General features: G+C 72.1%; 14 protein-coding genes. 8 read left to right on the top strand and 6 right to left on the bottom strand.

What is annotated here, in order from left to right; genetic code table 11:
• The first annotated feature begins 50 nt into the window (after positions 1–50).
• The 3 genes from AB0K60_RS18240 to AB0K60_RS18230 all read left to right on the top strand — a co-directional run bounded on the left by AB0K60_RS18240 (position 51) and on the right by AB0K60_RS18230 (position 2712).
• Positions 51–848: a glycerophosphodiester phosphodiesterase gene (locus AB0K60_RS18240; protein WP_364055641.1), complete on the top strand. Its 798-nt coding sequence runs from the start codon at positions 51–53 to the stop codon at positions 846–848.
• The gene (locus AB0K60_RS18235) at positions 821–2236 is read left to right on the top strand and encodes an MFS transporter (RefSeq protein ID WP_364055638.1); all 1416 of its coding nucleotides are present in this window, start codon (positions 821–823) and stop codon (positions 2234–2236) included. The genes AB0K60_RS18240 and AB0K60_RS18235 overlap by 28 nt, the downstream gene beginning before the upstream one ends.
• A gap of 131 nt (positions 2237–2367) precedes the next feature.
• Entirely contained in the window at positions 2368–2712 is a 345-nt protein-coding gene (locus AB0K60_RS18230) for an RNA polymerase-binding protein RbpA (protein ID WP_364055635.1), read from the top strand.
• Between the two features lie 279 nt (positions 2713–2991).
• On the opposite strand, the gene AB0K60_RS18225 is transcribed toward AB0K60_RS18230, so the two are convergent.
• From AB0K60_RS18225 to AB0K60_RS18205, 5 genes are all read right to left on the bottom strand, one after another.
• A complete protein-coding gene (locus AB0K60_RS18225) occupies positions 2992–3534 on the bottom strand; it encodes an FxsA family protein (protein WP_364055632.1) in 543 nt (180 codons plus the stop codon).
• A gap of 190 nt (positions 3535–3724) precedes the next feature.
• A complete protein-coding gene (locus AB0K60_RS18220; protein ID WP_364055871.1) occupies positions 3725–4471 on the bottom strand; it encodes a polyprenol monophosphomannose synthase in 747 nt (248 codons plus the stop codon).
• On the bottom strand, positions 4471–6483 hold the full coding sequence (gene lnt / locus AB0K60_RS18215; protein ID WP_364055629.1) for an apolipoprotein N-acyltransferase: 2013 nt from the start codon (positions 6481–6483) through the stop codon (positions 4471–4473). The genes AB0K60_RS18220 and lnt overlap by 1 nt, the downstream gene beginning before the upstream one ends.
• 825 nt (positions 6484–7308) lie before the next feature.
• Positions 7309–9810 carry an ATP-binding domain-containing protein gene (locus AB0K60_RS18210; protein ID WP_364055626.1) on the bottom strand — a complete coding sequence of 834 codons (2502 nt, stop codon included), beginning with the start codon at positions 9808–9810 and terminating at the stop codon, positions 7309–7311.
• Positions 9811–9870: 60 nt separating this feature from the next.
• The gene (locus tag AB0K60_RS18205; RefSeq protein WP_364055623.1) at positions 9871–10365 is read right to left on the bottom strand and encodes an Lrp/AsnC family transcriptional regulator; all 495 of its coding nucleotides are present in this window, start codon (positions 10363–10365) and stop codon (positions 9871–9873) included.
• Between the two features lie 24 nt (positions 10366–10389).
• On the opposite strand from AB0K60_RS18205, the gene AB0K60_RS18200 reads away from it, so the two are divergent.
• The 3 genes from AB0K60_RS18200 to AB0K60_RS18190 all read left to right on the top strand — a co-directional run bounded on the left by AB0K60_RS18200 (position 10390) and on the right by AB0K60_RS18190 (position 11685).
• Positions 10390–10686 (top strand): hypothetical protein, encoded by a 297-nt coding sequence (locus AB0K60_RS18200; RefSeq protein ID WP_364055620.1) that lies wholly within the window; start codon positions 10390–10392, stop codon positions 10684–10686.
• Positions 10687–10812: 126 nt separating this feature from the next.
• Entirely contained in the window at positions 10813–11088 is a 276-nt protein-coding gene (locus AB0K60_RS18195) for a hypothetical protein (protein ID WP_364055617.1), read from the top strand.
• Between the two features lie 3 nt (positions 11089–11091).
• Positions 11092–11685 carry a hypothetical protein gene (locus tag AB0K60_RS18190; protein WP_364055614.1) on the top strand — a complete coding sequence of 198 codons (594 nt, stop codon included), beginning with the start codon at positions 11092–11094 and terminating at the stop codon, positions 11683–11685.
• A gap of 90 nt (positions 11686–11775) precedes the next feature.
• Here AB0K60_RS18190 and AB0K60_RS18185 read toward each other — a convergent pair whose 3' ends face one another.
• Positions 11776–11925 carry a hypothetical protein gene (locus AB0K60_RS18185; RefSeq protein WP_364055611.1) on the bottom strand — a complete coding sequence of 50 codons (150 nt, stop codon included), beginning with the start codon at positions 11923–11925 and terminating at the stop codon, positions 11776–11778.
• An 859-nt stretch (positions 11926–12784) separates the two neighbouring features.
• On the opposite strand from AB0K60_RS18185, the gene AB0K60_RS18180 reads away from it, so the two are divergent.
• The gene (locus AB0K60_RS18180; protein WP_364055608.1) at positions 12785–13687 is read left to right on the top strand and encodes an SDR family oxidoreductase; all 903 of its coding nucleotides are present in this window, start codon (positions 12785–12787) and stop codon (positions 13685–13687) included.
• Positions 13688–13701: 14 nt separating this feature from the next.
• Positions 13702–14637, top strand: a complete 936-nt coding sequence (locus tag AB0K60_RS18175) for an amidohydrolase family protein (protein ID WP_364055605.1) — start codon at positions 13702–13704, stop codon at positions 14635–14637.

The following is a 14637-nucleotide window of genomic DNA, read 5'->3' as shown; positions in this document are numbered from 1 at the left end:
TCACCCCGGCAAACTGCCCTTCGCGCACCGCAAACGGCATACTCTCGGGCGTGCATCGTCGATTCGCGTTCCTGGATCACCCCGGCCCGCTCGCCTTCGCGCACCGCGGAGGCGCCGCCGAGAACCACGAGAACACCCATGCCGCCTTCGCCCGCGCCGTGGAACTGGGCTACCGCTACCTGGAGACCGACGCGCACGCCACCGCCGACGGCGTGCTGATCGCCTTCCACGACCACACCCTCGACCGCGTGACCGACCGGCGGGGGCGCATCGCCGAGCTGCCCTACCGGGAGGTACGGCGGGCCCGCATCGGCGGCGTGGCGGAGATCCCGCTCCTGGAGGACCTGCTGGGCGCCTGGCCCGACATCCGGTTCAACATCGACGTCAAGGAGGCCCCGGCGATCTGGCCGCTGGCCGAGGCGATCGAGCGGACCAACGCCTACGACCGGGTGTGCCTGACCTCGTTCTCCGAGGCGCGGCTGACGGCGGCGCGGCGGGCCGTCGGGCGCGAGGTGGCCTTCTCCCTGGGCCCGCGCGGGGTCGCGGCGCTGCGCACGGCGTCGCTGAGCGCCGGCTACGGGCGGCTGCTCACCGGGCTGGCCCGCTCCGGCGCGGCCTGCGCGCAGGTGCCGATGGGGTTCCGCGGGCTGAAGGTGACCACCCGGTCCCTGGTCCGCACGGCGCACGCGGTCGGCATGCAGGTGCACGTGTGGACCGTCGACGATCCGGCGCGGATGGACGAACTGCTCGACATGGGGGTGGACGGCATCATGACCGACAACATCACCGGCCTGCGCGACGTGCTGGAGGCGCGCGGCCAGTGGCACCCCGGGCGGGCTGCGGCATGAAGGTGGCCAAGTCCGGGGTCGACCCGGCCCTCATGCGCGAGCAGCGCGGCTGGTACTGGTACGACTGGGCGAACTCCGCCTTCTACGCCACGGTCATCACGGTCTTCCTCGGCCCCTACCTGACCACGGTCGCCGAGAACGCGGCCGGGCCGGACGGGGTCGTCACGTTCCTCGGCCTGGACCTGCTGCCCAAGGCGTACTTCAGCGGCATCGTGACGATCTCGGTGTTCTTCCAGATCGTGATCATGCCGGTGGCGGCGGCGATCGCCGACCATACCGGGCGCAAACGGGAGCTGCTGGCGCTGTTCGCGTACCTGGGCGCGTTCGCCACGCTGGGGTTCTACTTCGTCTCCGGCGACGCGTACCTGCTGGGCGGGGTGCTGTTCCTGGTGGCGAACGTCTCCTACGGCGCGGCCGTCGTCGTCTACAACTCCTTCCTGCCGCAGATCTCCTCGGCCGAGACGCGGGACGAGGTGTCCTCGCGCGGCTGGGCGTTCGGCTACCTCGGCGGCGGCCTGCTGCTCGCGATCAACCTGGGGCTGTATCTGGGGCGGGACGCGCTGGGGCTGGACGAGGGGCTGGCCGTGCGGATCTGCCTGGCCTCGGCGGGGCTGTGGTGGGCCGGGTTCACCATCATCCCGATGCTGCGGCTGCGCAACCGGCCGGTCGTCCGGGGCGCGTCGGAGCCGGGCGGGCAGGGCGGAGAGGCGGCGGCCCCGCCGGAGCCGACGTTGGCGCGCGCGATCGGCGGCAGCCTGCGGCAGCTCGGCCGCACCGCGCTGGAGCTGCGACGCTATCCGCGCAGCCTGATGTTCCTGGTCGCCTTCCTCGTCTACAACGACGGAGTGGAGACCGTCATCGCGTTCTCGGCCACCTACGCCGCGCACGAGCTGCTGCTCGGCACCACCGTGCAGATCAGCGCGATCCTCATGGTGCAGTTCGTGGCCTTCGGCGGGGCGCTGCTGCTGGGACGGCTGGCGTTCGTCTTCGGCACCAAGCGCACCGTGCTCGGCAGCCTGGTCATATGGGTGGCGGTCGTGGCCGTCGGGTACTTCCTCCAGGCCGGGTCCGCGTGGCAGTTCTACGCCATGGCCTTCGTGATCGCGATCGTGCTCGGCGGCACCCAGGCGTTGTCGCGGTCGCTGTTCTCGCTGGTGATCCCGGCGGGCAAGGAGGCCGAGTACTTCAGCCTGTTCGAGATCAGCGACAAGGGATCGGCGTTCCTCGGATCGCTCGCGCTGACGCTGGCGCTGCAGCTCACCGACAGCTACCGGACCGCGATCCTGTCGCTGATCGTCTTCTTCGTGCTGGGGTTCGTGCTGCTCGTGCTGACGAATCTGCCCCGGGCGATCGAGAAGGCCGGCAACGAGGTCCCGCAGCACATCTGAAGCTCGTGTCGTACCGCGCCAAAAAGCGCGATTGGATCACCTCTTGGGTGGGAATCCATCCACGGTACCAAGCGTTGTAAGCCGTGGGAGATAAACCCCTCACATCTGGGGCCCTCAGGAGGCATTGAAACATGGGCGAGCGTGCACTTCGCGGTACCCGGCTCGGGGCGACCAGCTACGAGAACGACCGCAACACCGATCTGGCTCCGCGCCAGGAGGTGTCCTACACCTGCCCGAAGGGCCACAAGTTCAGCGTGCCTCTGGCCGCCGAGGCGGAGATCCCGGCGACCTGGGAGTGCCGCAACTGCGGCGCGGTGGCTCTTCGGGTGGACGCCGAGCAGCCGCAGCAGAAGAAGGTGAAGCCGCCGCGCACCCACTGGGACATGCTGCTGGAGCGGCGGAGCATCGAGGATCTGGAGGAGGTGCTCAACGAGCGCCTCGCGATCCTCCGGGCGCAGCGGCGCAAGAGCGCCTGAGTTCCCGACCGGCCGGCCGGGCCGTTGTCCGACGGCCCGGCGCAAGGCGGCCGGACTCGCACGATAGGCCTTCGGGGGGACCTGACACCGCGACGCACGGCCCGAACCCTCGGCCCGCCACCGGGTCGGGGGTTTTCTCATGCCGTGCCTTCTTCGCCTTCTTCGTGCCTTCTCATGCCGTGGCGCGGCGCGCACGGACGCGGCGGGGCCCGGCCTATGATCGTGGCCCGTGATCGTGCCCCGTGATCGTGCTCGCGCGATCCCCGGCGGTCGCCGCCCTCAGCCCACCTGATTGGGCTTGGCCGGGTACGCCGAGCCGCCGGGCTCGCCGCCGGCGTCGTCGCGGATCACCTCGCCGTACACCACGCGGCCCCGCGGCTGCCCGGCGCTCTGGCCCGGCGCGGTGCCGGGGTCCATGGTGAACAGCGGCGCGTACGGGGACCGGGCGGCCAGCGCCCGGACGCGGCGGGCGAAGAACCAGGACACCAGGCGGCGGGCGATCGGCCGGGTGAACGGCAGGATGAGGAAGAAACCCAGCGCGTCGGAGAGGAAGCCCGGGGTGAGCAGCAGGGTGCCGCCCGCGACCACCAGGGCGCCGTCGAACAGCTCGCGTTCGGGCATGCGGCCCCCGGCCACCGCGTCCTGCAGGGCGCGCCAGGCGCGGCGTCCCTCGCGGCGCACCAGCCACGCACCGAGCAGGCTGTCGATGATCAGCAGGCCGACGGTCTGCCACCCGCCGATGACCTCGCCGATCTGGATCAGCAGCCAGATCTCCGCGACCGGTACGACCAGAAAGGCTATGAACAGCAGCGGACGCAGCATGGCTCCATCATCACCCCGAGTAAACCGTCAGTACAGGGAACCGGTGGCCGCGGCCCCGTGTTCCCCGCCGAACCCGTCGAGCCCGTCGAGCCCGTCGAGCGCGGTGGAACCGCCCCGCGTCTGTTTCCCCCACACCCGTGCAACGCCGGACCGGCCGCCGGAGTTCCACCCACCGGGGTTTTCGTACGCGTCAGTGGCGGTTTCGCCGGAAACGGGCGGGAAGACCGGTGACGCCCCAGGCGGCGATGCGCCACAGGGCCTCGGCCATGATGGCGCGGTTCATCTTGCTGGCGCCGACGGTGCGTTCGACGAAGGTGATCGGGACCTCGCGGACGCGCAGGCCGTTGCGGATCGTGCGCAGGGTGAGGTCGACCTGGAAGCAGTAGCCCTGGGACTGGACGTCGTCGAGGCCGATCTTCTCCAGGGTGGCGGCGCGGTAGGCGCGGAAGCCCGCGGTGGCGTCGCGGATGGGCAGGCCGAGCATGATCCGGGTGTAGATGTTGCCGCCGCGGGACAGGAACTCGCGTGACCACGGCCAGTTGACCACCTCGCCGCCGACGACGTAGCGGGAGCCGATGGCCAGGTCCGCGCCCTGCGACAGGGCCTCCAGCAGGCGGGGCAGCTCCTCGGGCTGGTGGGAGCCGTCGGCGTCGATCTGGACCAGGACGTCGTAGCCGTGCGACAGGCCCCAGCGGAAGCCGGCGATGTACGCCGCGCCGAGCCCCTGCTTGCCGGGCCGGTGCAGCACGTGGACCTGCGGATCCTCGGCGGCGATCGCGTCGGCGGCCTCGCCGGTGCCGTCCGGGCTGTTGTCGTCGGCGATCAGGATGTCGGCCTCGGGCAGCGCGGCCCGCAGCCTGCCGGTGATCATCGGCAGATTCCCGCGCTCGTTGTAGGTGGGGACGACGATCAGCACACGTCCCAGGGTCGGCTCCATCATCGGTCCTCGGCGCCGATCCGCGTCGACCGGACGGGCCGGGTGGTCCCCGCCTCGTCTCGCCTGTCGCCGGTCATAGCGTCTTCCCTCCGTGCCCGGCTCGCCCGCCGCCCTCCGAGGAGCGCAGCTCCCAAAACGCCCGTACCCACCAATATCAGCATCCACTCCGGTAGCGCGCCAACGCGCGTCGCGATCGTCTCCCCCGTACGCACCGGAACCTCGACGACGGTGCTGTCGGCGACCAGTTCCCGGGTCTGCCAGCGCACCCGCCCGTCGGGGTCGATGTAGGCCGAGATCCCGGTCGTGGCCGCGGCGATCACGGCGCGGTCGTGCTCCACCGCCCGCAGCCGCGACATGGCGAGCTGCTGGGCGGGCAGGCCGGTCAGCGCGTACGTGGCGTTGTTGGTCTGCACGATCAGCGGCGTGCCCCCGGCGCGGACCGTGCCGCGCACCACCGAGTCGTACGCGACCTCGTAGCAGTTGATCGCGCCGATCGTCACCGGGCCCATGACGAGGTCGCCGTCCTTCGTGCCGGGGAGCGCCGACACGCCCGCCAGGCGGAGACGGCCGATGAACCGCTGCAGGACGTCCCGGAACGGGATGTACTCGCCGAACAGCACCAGTTTCTGCTTGTCGTAGTAGTCGCCCGCGCCCGTGACCGGATCCCACACCAGGCTGCGGGTGTAGCGGTTCTTCCCGTCGGGGGTCCGCACCACCGCGCCGACGAGGACCGGCACCCCGATGTCCCGCGCCGCGGCCTGGATGGTGTCGCGGGCGAACGCGCTGCGGTAGGGGTCGATGTCGGTGGAGTTCTCCGGCCAGGCCACCAGGTCGGGTTTCGGCAGCCTGCCCTCGCGCACGGCCCGCGCCATCTCGTGGGTGACGTTCGCGTGGTTGCGCAGCACGACCGCGGGCTCGTCGCCGAGGAAGTTGATGCCCCGGCCCGGCACGTTGCCCTGCACGATGCCGACGCGCACGGTCCGCGCGCCCTCCTCGGCGGGACGCGGCACGGCCAGGCCCAGCAGGGGGATCGCCACGACTCCCGCGATGGTGCCCGCGAGGGTGCCCGCGATCGGACGGGTCACGGCTCGCGGCCGGCGTGCCGCCGTCGGCGGCGAGGGGGCCTCACCGGCGGGCACGGTGCCCGGTTCGCGCACGCTCACCGCGTTCAGGGCGGCTTCGGGCGCCGGGGCCGGGGAGTCGGCCGCCGGGCCGAGTCCCGTGCCTCCGGCCGGATCCGGCGTGGGGTCGTCGCCGGGTTCGCCGGAGCGGGCCGCCGTGGCGTCCGGAGCGCCCACGGCACCACCGGTGTCCCCGCCGTCCGCGTTGCCCGCGCCGGGGGCCGCGGACCGGTTCCGCGCCCACGGCCGGGTGCCGAGCCGGAGCGGGCCGCCAGGCCCGAACGGGTTGATCCGGAAGGGGTTGGGGTCGCGCGGGCGGGCGATCCGGACGATCGCGGCCGCAAGCAGCGTGCCGCAGAGCACGACCAGGAACGAGACCAGCGGCACGCCGCCGAGCGCGGCGAATCCCACGAACGGCGAGTCCGCCTGGCTGAAGGCCACCCGCGCCCACGGGAACCCGCCGGCGGGGACGGTGCCGCGCAGCCACTCCTGCGCCACCCACAGACAGGCCACCCACAGCGACCAGCCGGGCAGCCGCATCACGACGGCGGCCCCGGCTCCGAGGAGCGCCCAGAACAGCGCCTCCAGCCCCACCAGCGCCAGCCACGCGTCGTCCCCGATCGGCCGGACCCAGGCCAGCGTGGGCAGCAGGAAGGCCACCGCGCCCACATAGCCCAGCCAGGCGGCGCGGCGGGGGCGCGTGCCGTACAGGGACAGGGTCAGCAGCATGATGCCCGGCGGCGCCAGGAACCACAGCCCGCTCGGTGGGAAGGCGAGGTAGAGCAGCAGCCCGCCCGCGATGCCTGTGACCAGGCGTTTCCAGGCGCGCGTCGGCGCGGCGGCCGGCGCGTCCACCTGGCCGGACGTCTGCTGGAGGGTGTCGTTTGCCACGAGCGGGGCTTTTCTCCTTGTGGTCGCCAGCGGTTATCCCGGTAGCCCTGAACGCTACCGCCTTCCGGCGCCCGCCGGTTCCACGCCCATCCGCTCAAGGCCCCGCCCCGCGTCCGGGCTCTCGGACCCGGTCCGCTCGAAGGATGTCGCGCCTGGTCGCACCCTACGCCGGGATCGGAAGGTTCCGCAGCGGCGGTCACAGCGTCCCGGATCCCGCGCATCCCCCGGCACAACGCCGCCTACCGCGTGGAACTCGCGTGATACGGCCACCCCGGATGCCCCGATTCGGCGAGGGCGAGCCCCGCGTGCGGGTTGGATCGGCGGGACGGAAGAGGGCCCGGATCATCCCTTCGGACCGGACCCGTCTCGTCGGCGGCGAGCTCGGAATCCGTTGTCTACTGGGTATCCGGGCCCCTCCCGGGTCCAACCCCCCGATCCGGCTGGGGTGCCCCGACTCGACGGAACGCCAGCGCTGCGCCTGGCTGTGCAGACGGAGTCACGCTCCGTCACGGACGCAGAGTCCGACGATGTCAGAAGACGGCCAACCGGTCAGTCCCGTGCTGGACTGGCAGCAAACTACCGACCTCAGCTCAGATGTCAACCGTGTCCCGATCAGCGGAAATACAAGTTTTCGCAGCTAGGGCACAATTCCAGGGGGCCTGGCCGGGAACAGAAAGACGTTCTGGAAGGAAGTCTTTCCGGTGCGTACGGGTCACCGCCGTCGAAATCGCCACATCGCGGCGGGCGCGCGCCGCGGCCCCCGGGATCGCGCGGCGGCCGAGGCCCGTCCGGGCGTACTCGACCGCCGGTCACCGTGCGTCACGATCACGTCCGGCTCGGCCCGCCGTCCCGGGGGCCGGGCAGCCGGGCGAGCGCGGGCGGGAGGCCGCCGGTGTGGACGACGCCGAGGCGGTCGGTGGCGCGGGTCAGCGCGACGTACAGGTCGCTGGCCCCCCGGGGCGACTCGGTGAGGATGAGGCCGGGCTCGACGACGAGGACGGTGTCGAACTCCAGGCCCTTGGCCTCGGTGACGGTGAGCACGGCCACGGGGGCGTCGAGCGCCCCCGCCCCGGGACCGGCGACGGCGTCGCGTACCTCGGCGGTGACGAGCGCGCCGACCCGGGCGGCCAGGGAACGGGGGACGATCACCGCGAGCCTGCCGTCCGGGGCCCGTTCGGCGGCGACGATCGGGCCGAGGCCGGACAGGTCGTCGAGTTCGACGGCCCAGGGCGGGGATTCGGTCTCGCGCACCGACTCGGGGGCCCGCAGACCGGGATCGACGAGCGCAAGCACGTCCGCCGCGACGGCCATGATCTGCCGGGGGGTGCGGTAGTTGACGGTGAGCGCGCGCTCGCGCCAGCGGCCCGCCACGTACGGGTCGAGGACGCTGCCCCAGGAGCGGGCGCCGGCGGCCGAGCCGGTCTGGGCGAGGTCGCCCACGATCGTCATCGAGCGGCTGGGGCAGCGGCGCATCAGCATGCGCCAGGCCATCTCCGACAGCTCCTGCGCCTCGTCCACGATGACGTGGCCGAACGCCCAGCGCCGGTCGGCGGCGGCCCGCTCGGCGGTGGTGAGGTACGTGTCGTCGCCGCGGTGCCGGGCCGCGAAGCGCTCGGCGTCGAGGATGTCCGCCATGCCGGTCAGTTCGAGCACCTCCTGGGCGTAGGCGAGCTCCTGCCGCTCGGCGTCGCGCCGCGCCGCGCGCAGCGCGGCGGCCTCCTCCTCGGCCTGCGTGGCGGCGGCGCGCAGCACCCCCTCGTCGATGTCGCCGAGCAGCTCGGCCGCCTCGTCCAGCAGGGGCACGTCGGCCTCGGTCCAGTACGGCTCGCCGGGCTGGGGCCGATCGCGTGCCAGCAGCTCCCGCTCCCCGGCGTCCAGCCCGGCCCGTTCCATCCGCTCGGGGGAGGTGTAGAGGCCGATGAGCAGTTGCTGCGGCGTGAGGTAGGGCCACACGCGGTTGAGCGCGGCGCGGACGGCGGGCTCGGTGCGCAGGTCCTCGCGCAGGTCCTCCAGCTCGGCGTCGTCGATCAGGCCCTTGCCGAGCCGGCGGGCCGCCTGCCGGGCCAGCGCGTTCAGCAGGTGCCGTACCACCACCGCGCGCGCCTGGTTGTGCGGGCGGCGGGAGCGGGCGGCGCGCTGCCCGGCCGCCTCCAGCGTGCGGTGGTCGAGCCGGAGGGTGTAGCGGTCGAGTTTGATCTCCATGGGGTGGCGGGGCATGCGCTGCCGCTCGCGTACGGCCGCCGCCAGCACGTCGGCCATCCGGAGCTCGCCCTTGAGGGCCGCCGTCCGCTCGTCCTCGGTCGCCGTGGCGCTCACCCCGGGGTAGAGCTCGGCGACGGTGGCGAGCAGGACGTCGGTCTCGCCCAGCGACGGCAGGACCTGTTCGATGTAGCGCAGGAAGGTCGGGTTGGGGCCGACGATGAGCACGCCCCGGCGTTCCAGCCGCTCCCGGTGGGTGTAGAGCAGGTAGGCGGCCCGGTGCAGGGCGACGACCGTCTTGCCGGTGCCGGGGCCGCCCTGGACGACCAGGACGCCGTTGAGGTCGGCGCGGATGATGCGGTCCTGCTCGGCCTGGATGGTGGCGACGATGTCGCGCATGCGGCCGGTGCGCTTCTCGCTCAGCGCGGCGAGCAGGGCGGCCTCGCCGTTCAGGGTGGCCCGGTCGGCGTCGGTGAGGTTGTCCAGGTCCAGCAGGTCGTCGTCCACCGCGATCACCTCGCGGCCCTTGGTGCGCAGGTGGCGGCGGCGTCGCACGCCCATGGGGGCCGCCGGGGTGGCCCGGTAGAAGGGCTGGGCCACCGGCGCCCGCCAGTCGATCAGCAGCCGTCGCTGGCCGTCGTCGGTCAGTCCGATCCGCCCGATGTAGTGCGAGACGGTCGCGTTCGTCTCGCTGGGGTCCGCGGAGCCCCCGCCGGTACGCCCGGCGTCCCCGCTGTCCCCGGCCTCCCGGATGTCCCCGGTGTTCGTGGTGTTCGTGGTGTCCCCGATGTCCGCGGCGTCCGTGGTTCCGGCGGCCAGGTCCAGCCGGCCGAAGCACAGCCCGTTCTCCACGGCCCACAGCCTGGCCAGCCGGTCGGTGTACATGTTGGCGAAGGTGTCGCGTTCGGAGCGGTTCTGGTGGGTGCCGCCGCCGCCCTGGGCCAGGACCTCGTCGAGTTGTCGTTTGGTTCGCTCCCGCAGCAGGTCGAGCCGGTCGTACAGGGTGGTGACGTATCGCTGCTCCTTGGCCAGCTCGGTTTGACGGGCGGTTGGCCTGCCACTAGCATTGGTGAAAATGGGGTTCTCCGGGCCTTTTGGTGTTCTTGTGCGCCGTGTTGCGTCATTCACCGGTGTGATGGGTGCGACGCGGGCGAACGATAAGTAGCCACAATAGCATTTCCGTCGAGATTACCCCTTCTCGTCGTCCTCGCGTCCGCCGCCGTTTCCCCGCCCGACGCCGCCGGAGATGTCGGGGGCGCGGTAGTCGTACGGAGTGCTCAGCACGACCGTCGTGCGGGTGGAGACGTTGGCGGCGGCGCGGATGCGCTGCAGCAGGTCCTCCAGCCCCTGCGGCGAAGCGACCCGGACCTTGAGGATGTAGCTTTCATCCCCGGCCACGCTGTGGCACGACTCGATCGCCGCCAGGTGCTGCAGCCGCTGCGGGGCGTCGTCGGGCGCGGCGGGGTCGATCGGCTTGATCGAGATGAACGCGGTGAGCGGCAGGCCGATCGCGTCGTAGTCGACCAGGGCCGCGTAGCCGCGGATCACCCCGCGCTTCTCCAGCCGCCGCACTCGCTGGTGCACCGCCGACACCGAAAGTCCGGTCTCCCTGGCCAGGTCGGTAAAGCTCATGCGGCCGTCCTTGGCCAGCAGCGTGACGATACGGCGATCGATCTCCTCCACTCGTCACACGGTATCGTCGCCGCGATGGTGTTTCGGCCCGACGCCGATTACGGCATGGTCGCGACCTCGCCGCGCGCCTCCGGCACCGGCAGCGCCACGTCGTCGGCACGATGGCCCGCCCGCCGTACCGGCCCGACAAGGGTTTCGGCCGGGTCCTCCGGCGGCAGTCCCGCGGCCCGAACCGGCCGCGCGGCGGCCTCGTCGATGTCGCTGTCGTTCGTACGCCTGGACGCCCACCCGACGACGGCGGCGCGGAGGGCGGTTTTCGCCTGGGTCGCTCCGGTGGAGGCACCGCGATGGCCGTTGCCGGGGAGCGGCTGACGGCGAGCCGACCGGAGTCCCCGTGGAAACCCCCTGGACCAAGCGCTACGCCCTCGGGCTGCTCCCGATCTCGGCCAAGGCGAGGCGGAAGCGGCCATCCAGGCGTCCCTTGCCAGGATCACGAGGGTGGAACCGGGCCGCTCGGGATTCAAGCACGGCGAGGGCTCGGGCGTGGAGCTGCGCGAGGTGCGCTACCGGGGGCGGCTGGTGCTGCGCCAGGCGCACGTGCCGATTCTCAACGTGCTGCACAGAGCTTTACAATGTAGATCAGATAGTGCGGCTGCGGAGCGAGGTGCGGCTAAAAAGCGCGGAAACGTGTCGTCATATCGGGTTAGATCCCGGTTTTTATCTGCACATGCGGCAAGGCTGTATGAATTGTCCGCATCGTCGCAGGGGGAATGATCCATGACCATGACCGAAACCACGCGAGCGACCGCCGGGAAGGTCTCGGAAGGGCCCCAGGCCGAAAGGGAGCGGCAGGGCGAGCGCACCACGCCCGAGCGCGACCTGCTGGCGCTCGACACACCGGTGATGAGCGTCCACATCCACCGCCCTCACTTGCGCATGCCGCACATGCCCACCGAACCGGCCGAGCGCGCCGCCCGGGCGGCCCGATCCGCCCTGCCTTCGCCCACGCGTCTGGCCTACTACGGCGGACTCGGCGCCATGGCCGCCCTCGGCGCCATCGAGTGGCCCGTCGCGGTCGCCATCGGCGTGGGCACCGCGATAGGACAGCGGGTCCGCCGGGAAGGGCAGCGTGCCCGGCGTACCGGCGAACCGACCACCGAACCGGCGACTGCGCCGACTGCCGGGCCGACTACTGGGCCGGCTACCGGCACTACTACCGGGCCTACTACCGAGACGGTCGCCGAGCCGCCGGGAGGCCCCGCCGCCGGGGCGAGGGCTCCGTACGCGGCCGAAGGCAAGAGCGAGCCCAGGGCACGGGCCGGCGCTGGGACGAAGACTGAGGCGAAGGGAGAGCCCAAGGGCCGGCCGTGAGCCGGGCTCCGGCGCGATCCACCTGATCCATCCCGATTCGCCGCCGTCGGCCAGCCGTCCCACCACCCGCGAGTTCCGGCCGGCGCGCCGTCAGGCCATCTGCATGGCCAGGCGCGCGCCGGCCTTGCGGAACATTCCGCTGATCAACGCTTGGACGAGCTCGGCGATGAGGGCTTCAAGCAGCATGACGGCCGCCTTGGCGAGCAACGAGCCGAGGAATGCGGGCACGGTGAACCTCACAGGTAGAAGATGGTGCTATAGCCATCTTTGTCCGCTTTAGGTGAGGCTAGGGACGCGGAAAGATGTCCGTTCGGTGAACATACGGTGACCGTTCCGCCGCCCTCCCCCCACCACGCGCCGTCCCCACACGCCGTCCGCACCCGCGGCCCCTACACACCGTCCCCACACGCCGTCCGCACCCGCGGCCCCCACGCACCGTCCCCACACGCCGTCGCTACACGCCGTCCCCACACGCCGTCTCCACGCACCGTCCCTACGCACCGTCCCTACGCACCGTCCCCACACGCCGTCCCCACACGCCGTCCCTACGCACCGTCCCCACACGCCGTCCCCACACGCCGTCCCCACACGCGGCCCCCACGCGCCGGGCCGCACGCGCTGGGCCGCACCGGCGCGCATCTCATCCGCCGCCCATAGGCCGGCGACCCGTTCTCAGCCTGGCCGAAAGCCCAGCCCAACCGCGGCACTCCACCCCGGATGACCTCTTCACCCCCACTCGCCGCGGCCCCCGCCGTCGACAGCTGGTGCCGCTGATGGCACGCGGCCGCCGTGTGACCCCCGCCGCCGGGAGCGGCGCCCTGGCCGGGGCGCCCGGCCGACGCCCGGCGCGGGTCGGGCCTCGCCGTCGCGCCCGCCTGCATGCCCCTCCCCCGCACCGACTCACCCGGCGGCCCCGCGCCGCGCCTGATCCGGCGTCGGCGGCTCACCACCATGTCTTGACCCGTCTCGGCGCGCCGCATCGTTCCGCCTGCGGGGTAAGGGCTTTCCCGCCAAGCGGAAGTAATGCAGCACATTCTTGACGGCCGTCATGATTGTGGCTAACTTTGCCGGGGCAGCCAAGAGAAGGGTGGAGGGGCGCATGCTCGATAGCAAGGTGGCCGTCGTCACGGGGGCGGGACGGGGCCTGGGGCGGGCGTATGCCAAGGCGCTGGCCGCGGCCGGGGCGTCGGTGGTCGTCAACGACATCGACAAGGACGTCGCCGAGGAGACCGTGGCCGACATCGTCAAGGACGGCGGCACGGCCGTCGCCCAGGTGGGCCCGGTCGGCGAGTCCGAGACCGCGCAGGCGCTGGTCGATCGGGCGGTCGGCGAGTTCGGCCGGCTCGACGTGATGGTCACCAACGCCGGCGTGCTGCGCGACCGGACGCTGCGCAACGCCACCGACGAGGACTTCGACCTGGTCCTGCGCACCCACCTGCGCGGCACGTTCACCTGCGGGCGCGCGGCCTTCCTGCGGTTCCGCGAGCAGGGCGAGGGCGGGCGGCTGATCCTCGTCGGATCGCCGGCCGGCCAGCGGGCCAGCTTCGGGCAGACCGCGTACTCCGCGGCCAAGGCGGCGATCATCGGCTTGGTCCGCACCTGGGCGGTCGAGTGCGAGAAGGCCGGCGTCACCGTGAACGGGATCATCCCCACCGCGCTGACCCGGATGGTCGCCACGATCCCCGGCCTCGGGTCGCTGGTCGAGGAGGTCGAGGCGGGCCGCCCGGTGCCGCGCGAGGTGCGGCTGGCCGGCCTGGGGACTCCGGACGACGCCGCCGGGCTGGTCGTCTACCTCGCCTCGGACGCGGCCGCCGGGGTCACCGGCCAGGCCATCGGCGTCGGCGGCGACCGCATCGCGCTGTGGTCGCACCCCGCCGAGGTGGTCAGCGCCGTACGCGAAGGCGGCTGGAGCGCCGAGTCGATAGCGGAGATCTTCCCCTCGGTGTTCACCCCGCGCCTGCAGGAATTCCGCCCCACGCCGATGAACCTCCCCAAGAGCTGACGGGAACATCCCCTATGAGCACCTCCGAACTGGACGCCTCCGGGACGTCCGCCTCCCCCGCCACGAGTCCCGCCGCGATCATGGACGTCACGGCGCTCACCGCGATCGACGTGCACGTGCACGTGCACGCCTCGACGCGCGGCAAACCGGTGAGCGACGGTCTGAAGGACATGGCCGCCTATTTCAAGTCCGACAGCAAGCCGGCGACCGTGCACGACGTCGCCGACTACTACCGCTCCCGCACCATGGCCGCGGTGGTGTTCGGGGTGGACAACGCGCGCAACCCGGACAACGATCGCCAGCCGAGCAACGAGGAGATCGCCGAGCTGGCCGCCGAGCACCCCGACGTGCTGATCCCCTTCGCGAGCGTCGACCCCGCGCGCGGGGCCGAGGGCGTGGCCTGGGCCCGGCGGCTGATCACCGAGCACGGCGTGCGCGGATTCAAGTTCCACCCGAACTCGCAGGAGTTCTACCCCAACGACCGCGACGCCTACCCGCTGTACGAGGTGATCGCCGAGCACGGGTGCATCGCGTTGTTCCACACCGGGCACACCGGTGTGGGGGCCGGGACGCGCGGCGGCGGCGGGATCCGGCTGAAGTACTCCAACCCGATGTACATCGACGACGTCGCGGTCGACTTCCCCGACATGCCGATCATCATGGCGCACCCCTCGTTCCCGTGGCAGGAGGAGGCGCTGTCGGTCTGCCTGCACAAGCCGCAGGTGTACATCGACCTGTCGGGCTGGTCGCCGAAGTACTTCTCGCCCGCTCTGGTGCAGTACGCCAACACGCTGCTCAAGCGCAAGGTGCTGTTCGGTTCGGACTTCCCCGTCATCACTCCGGACCGCTGGCTGGCCGACTTCGAGAAGATCGACATACGGCCCGACGTACGGCCGCTCATCCTCAAGGAGAACGCGGTGCGGCTGTTCGGCCTGGGCGGAGAGGGCTGA

Source organism: Thermopolyspora sp. NPDC052614 (genome assembly GCF_040678635.1).
Taxonomy (GTDB): Bacteria; Actinomycetota; Actinomycetes; order Streptosporangiales; family Streptosporangiaceae; genus Thermopolyspora.
This window is presented reverse-complemented; position numbering and strand designations above follow the sequence as displayed.

Bases quoted from the DNA above. Each gene is read 5' to 3' on its own strand.
- AB0K60_RS18230 (WP_364055635.1), top strand. From the start codon at position 2,368: ATGGGCGAGCGTGCACTTCGCGGTACCCGGCTCGGGGCGACCAGCTAC.
- AB0K60_RS18225 (WP_364055632.1), bottom strand. From the start codon at position 3,534: ATGCTGCGTCCGCTGCTGTTCATAGCCTTTCTGGTCGTACCGGTCGCG.
- AB0K60_RS18220 (WP_364055871.1), bottom strand. From the start codon at position 4,471: ATGGAGCCGACCCTGGGACGTGTGCTGATCGTCGTCCCCACCTACAAC.
- AB0K60_RS18200 (WP_364055620.1), top strand. From the start codon at position 10,390: ATGGTGTTTCGGCCCGACGCCGATTACGGCATGGTCGCGACCTCGCCG.
- AB0K60_RS18190 (WP_364055614.1), top strand. From the start codon at position 11,092: ATGACCATGACCGAAACCACGCGAGCGACCGCCGGGAAGGTCTCGGAA.
- AB0K60_RS18180 (WP_364055608.1), top strand. From the start codon at position 12,785: ATGCTCGATAGCAAGGTGGCCGTCGTCACGGGGGCGGGACGGGGCCTG.
- AB0K60_RS18175 (WP_364055605.1), top strand. From the start codon at position 13,702: ATGAGCACCTCCGAACTGGACGCCTCCGGGACGTCCGCCTCCCCCGCC.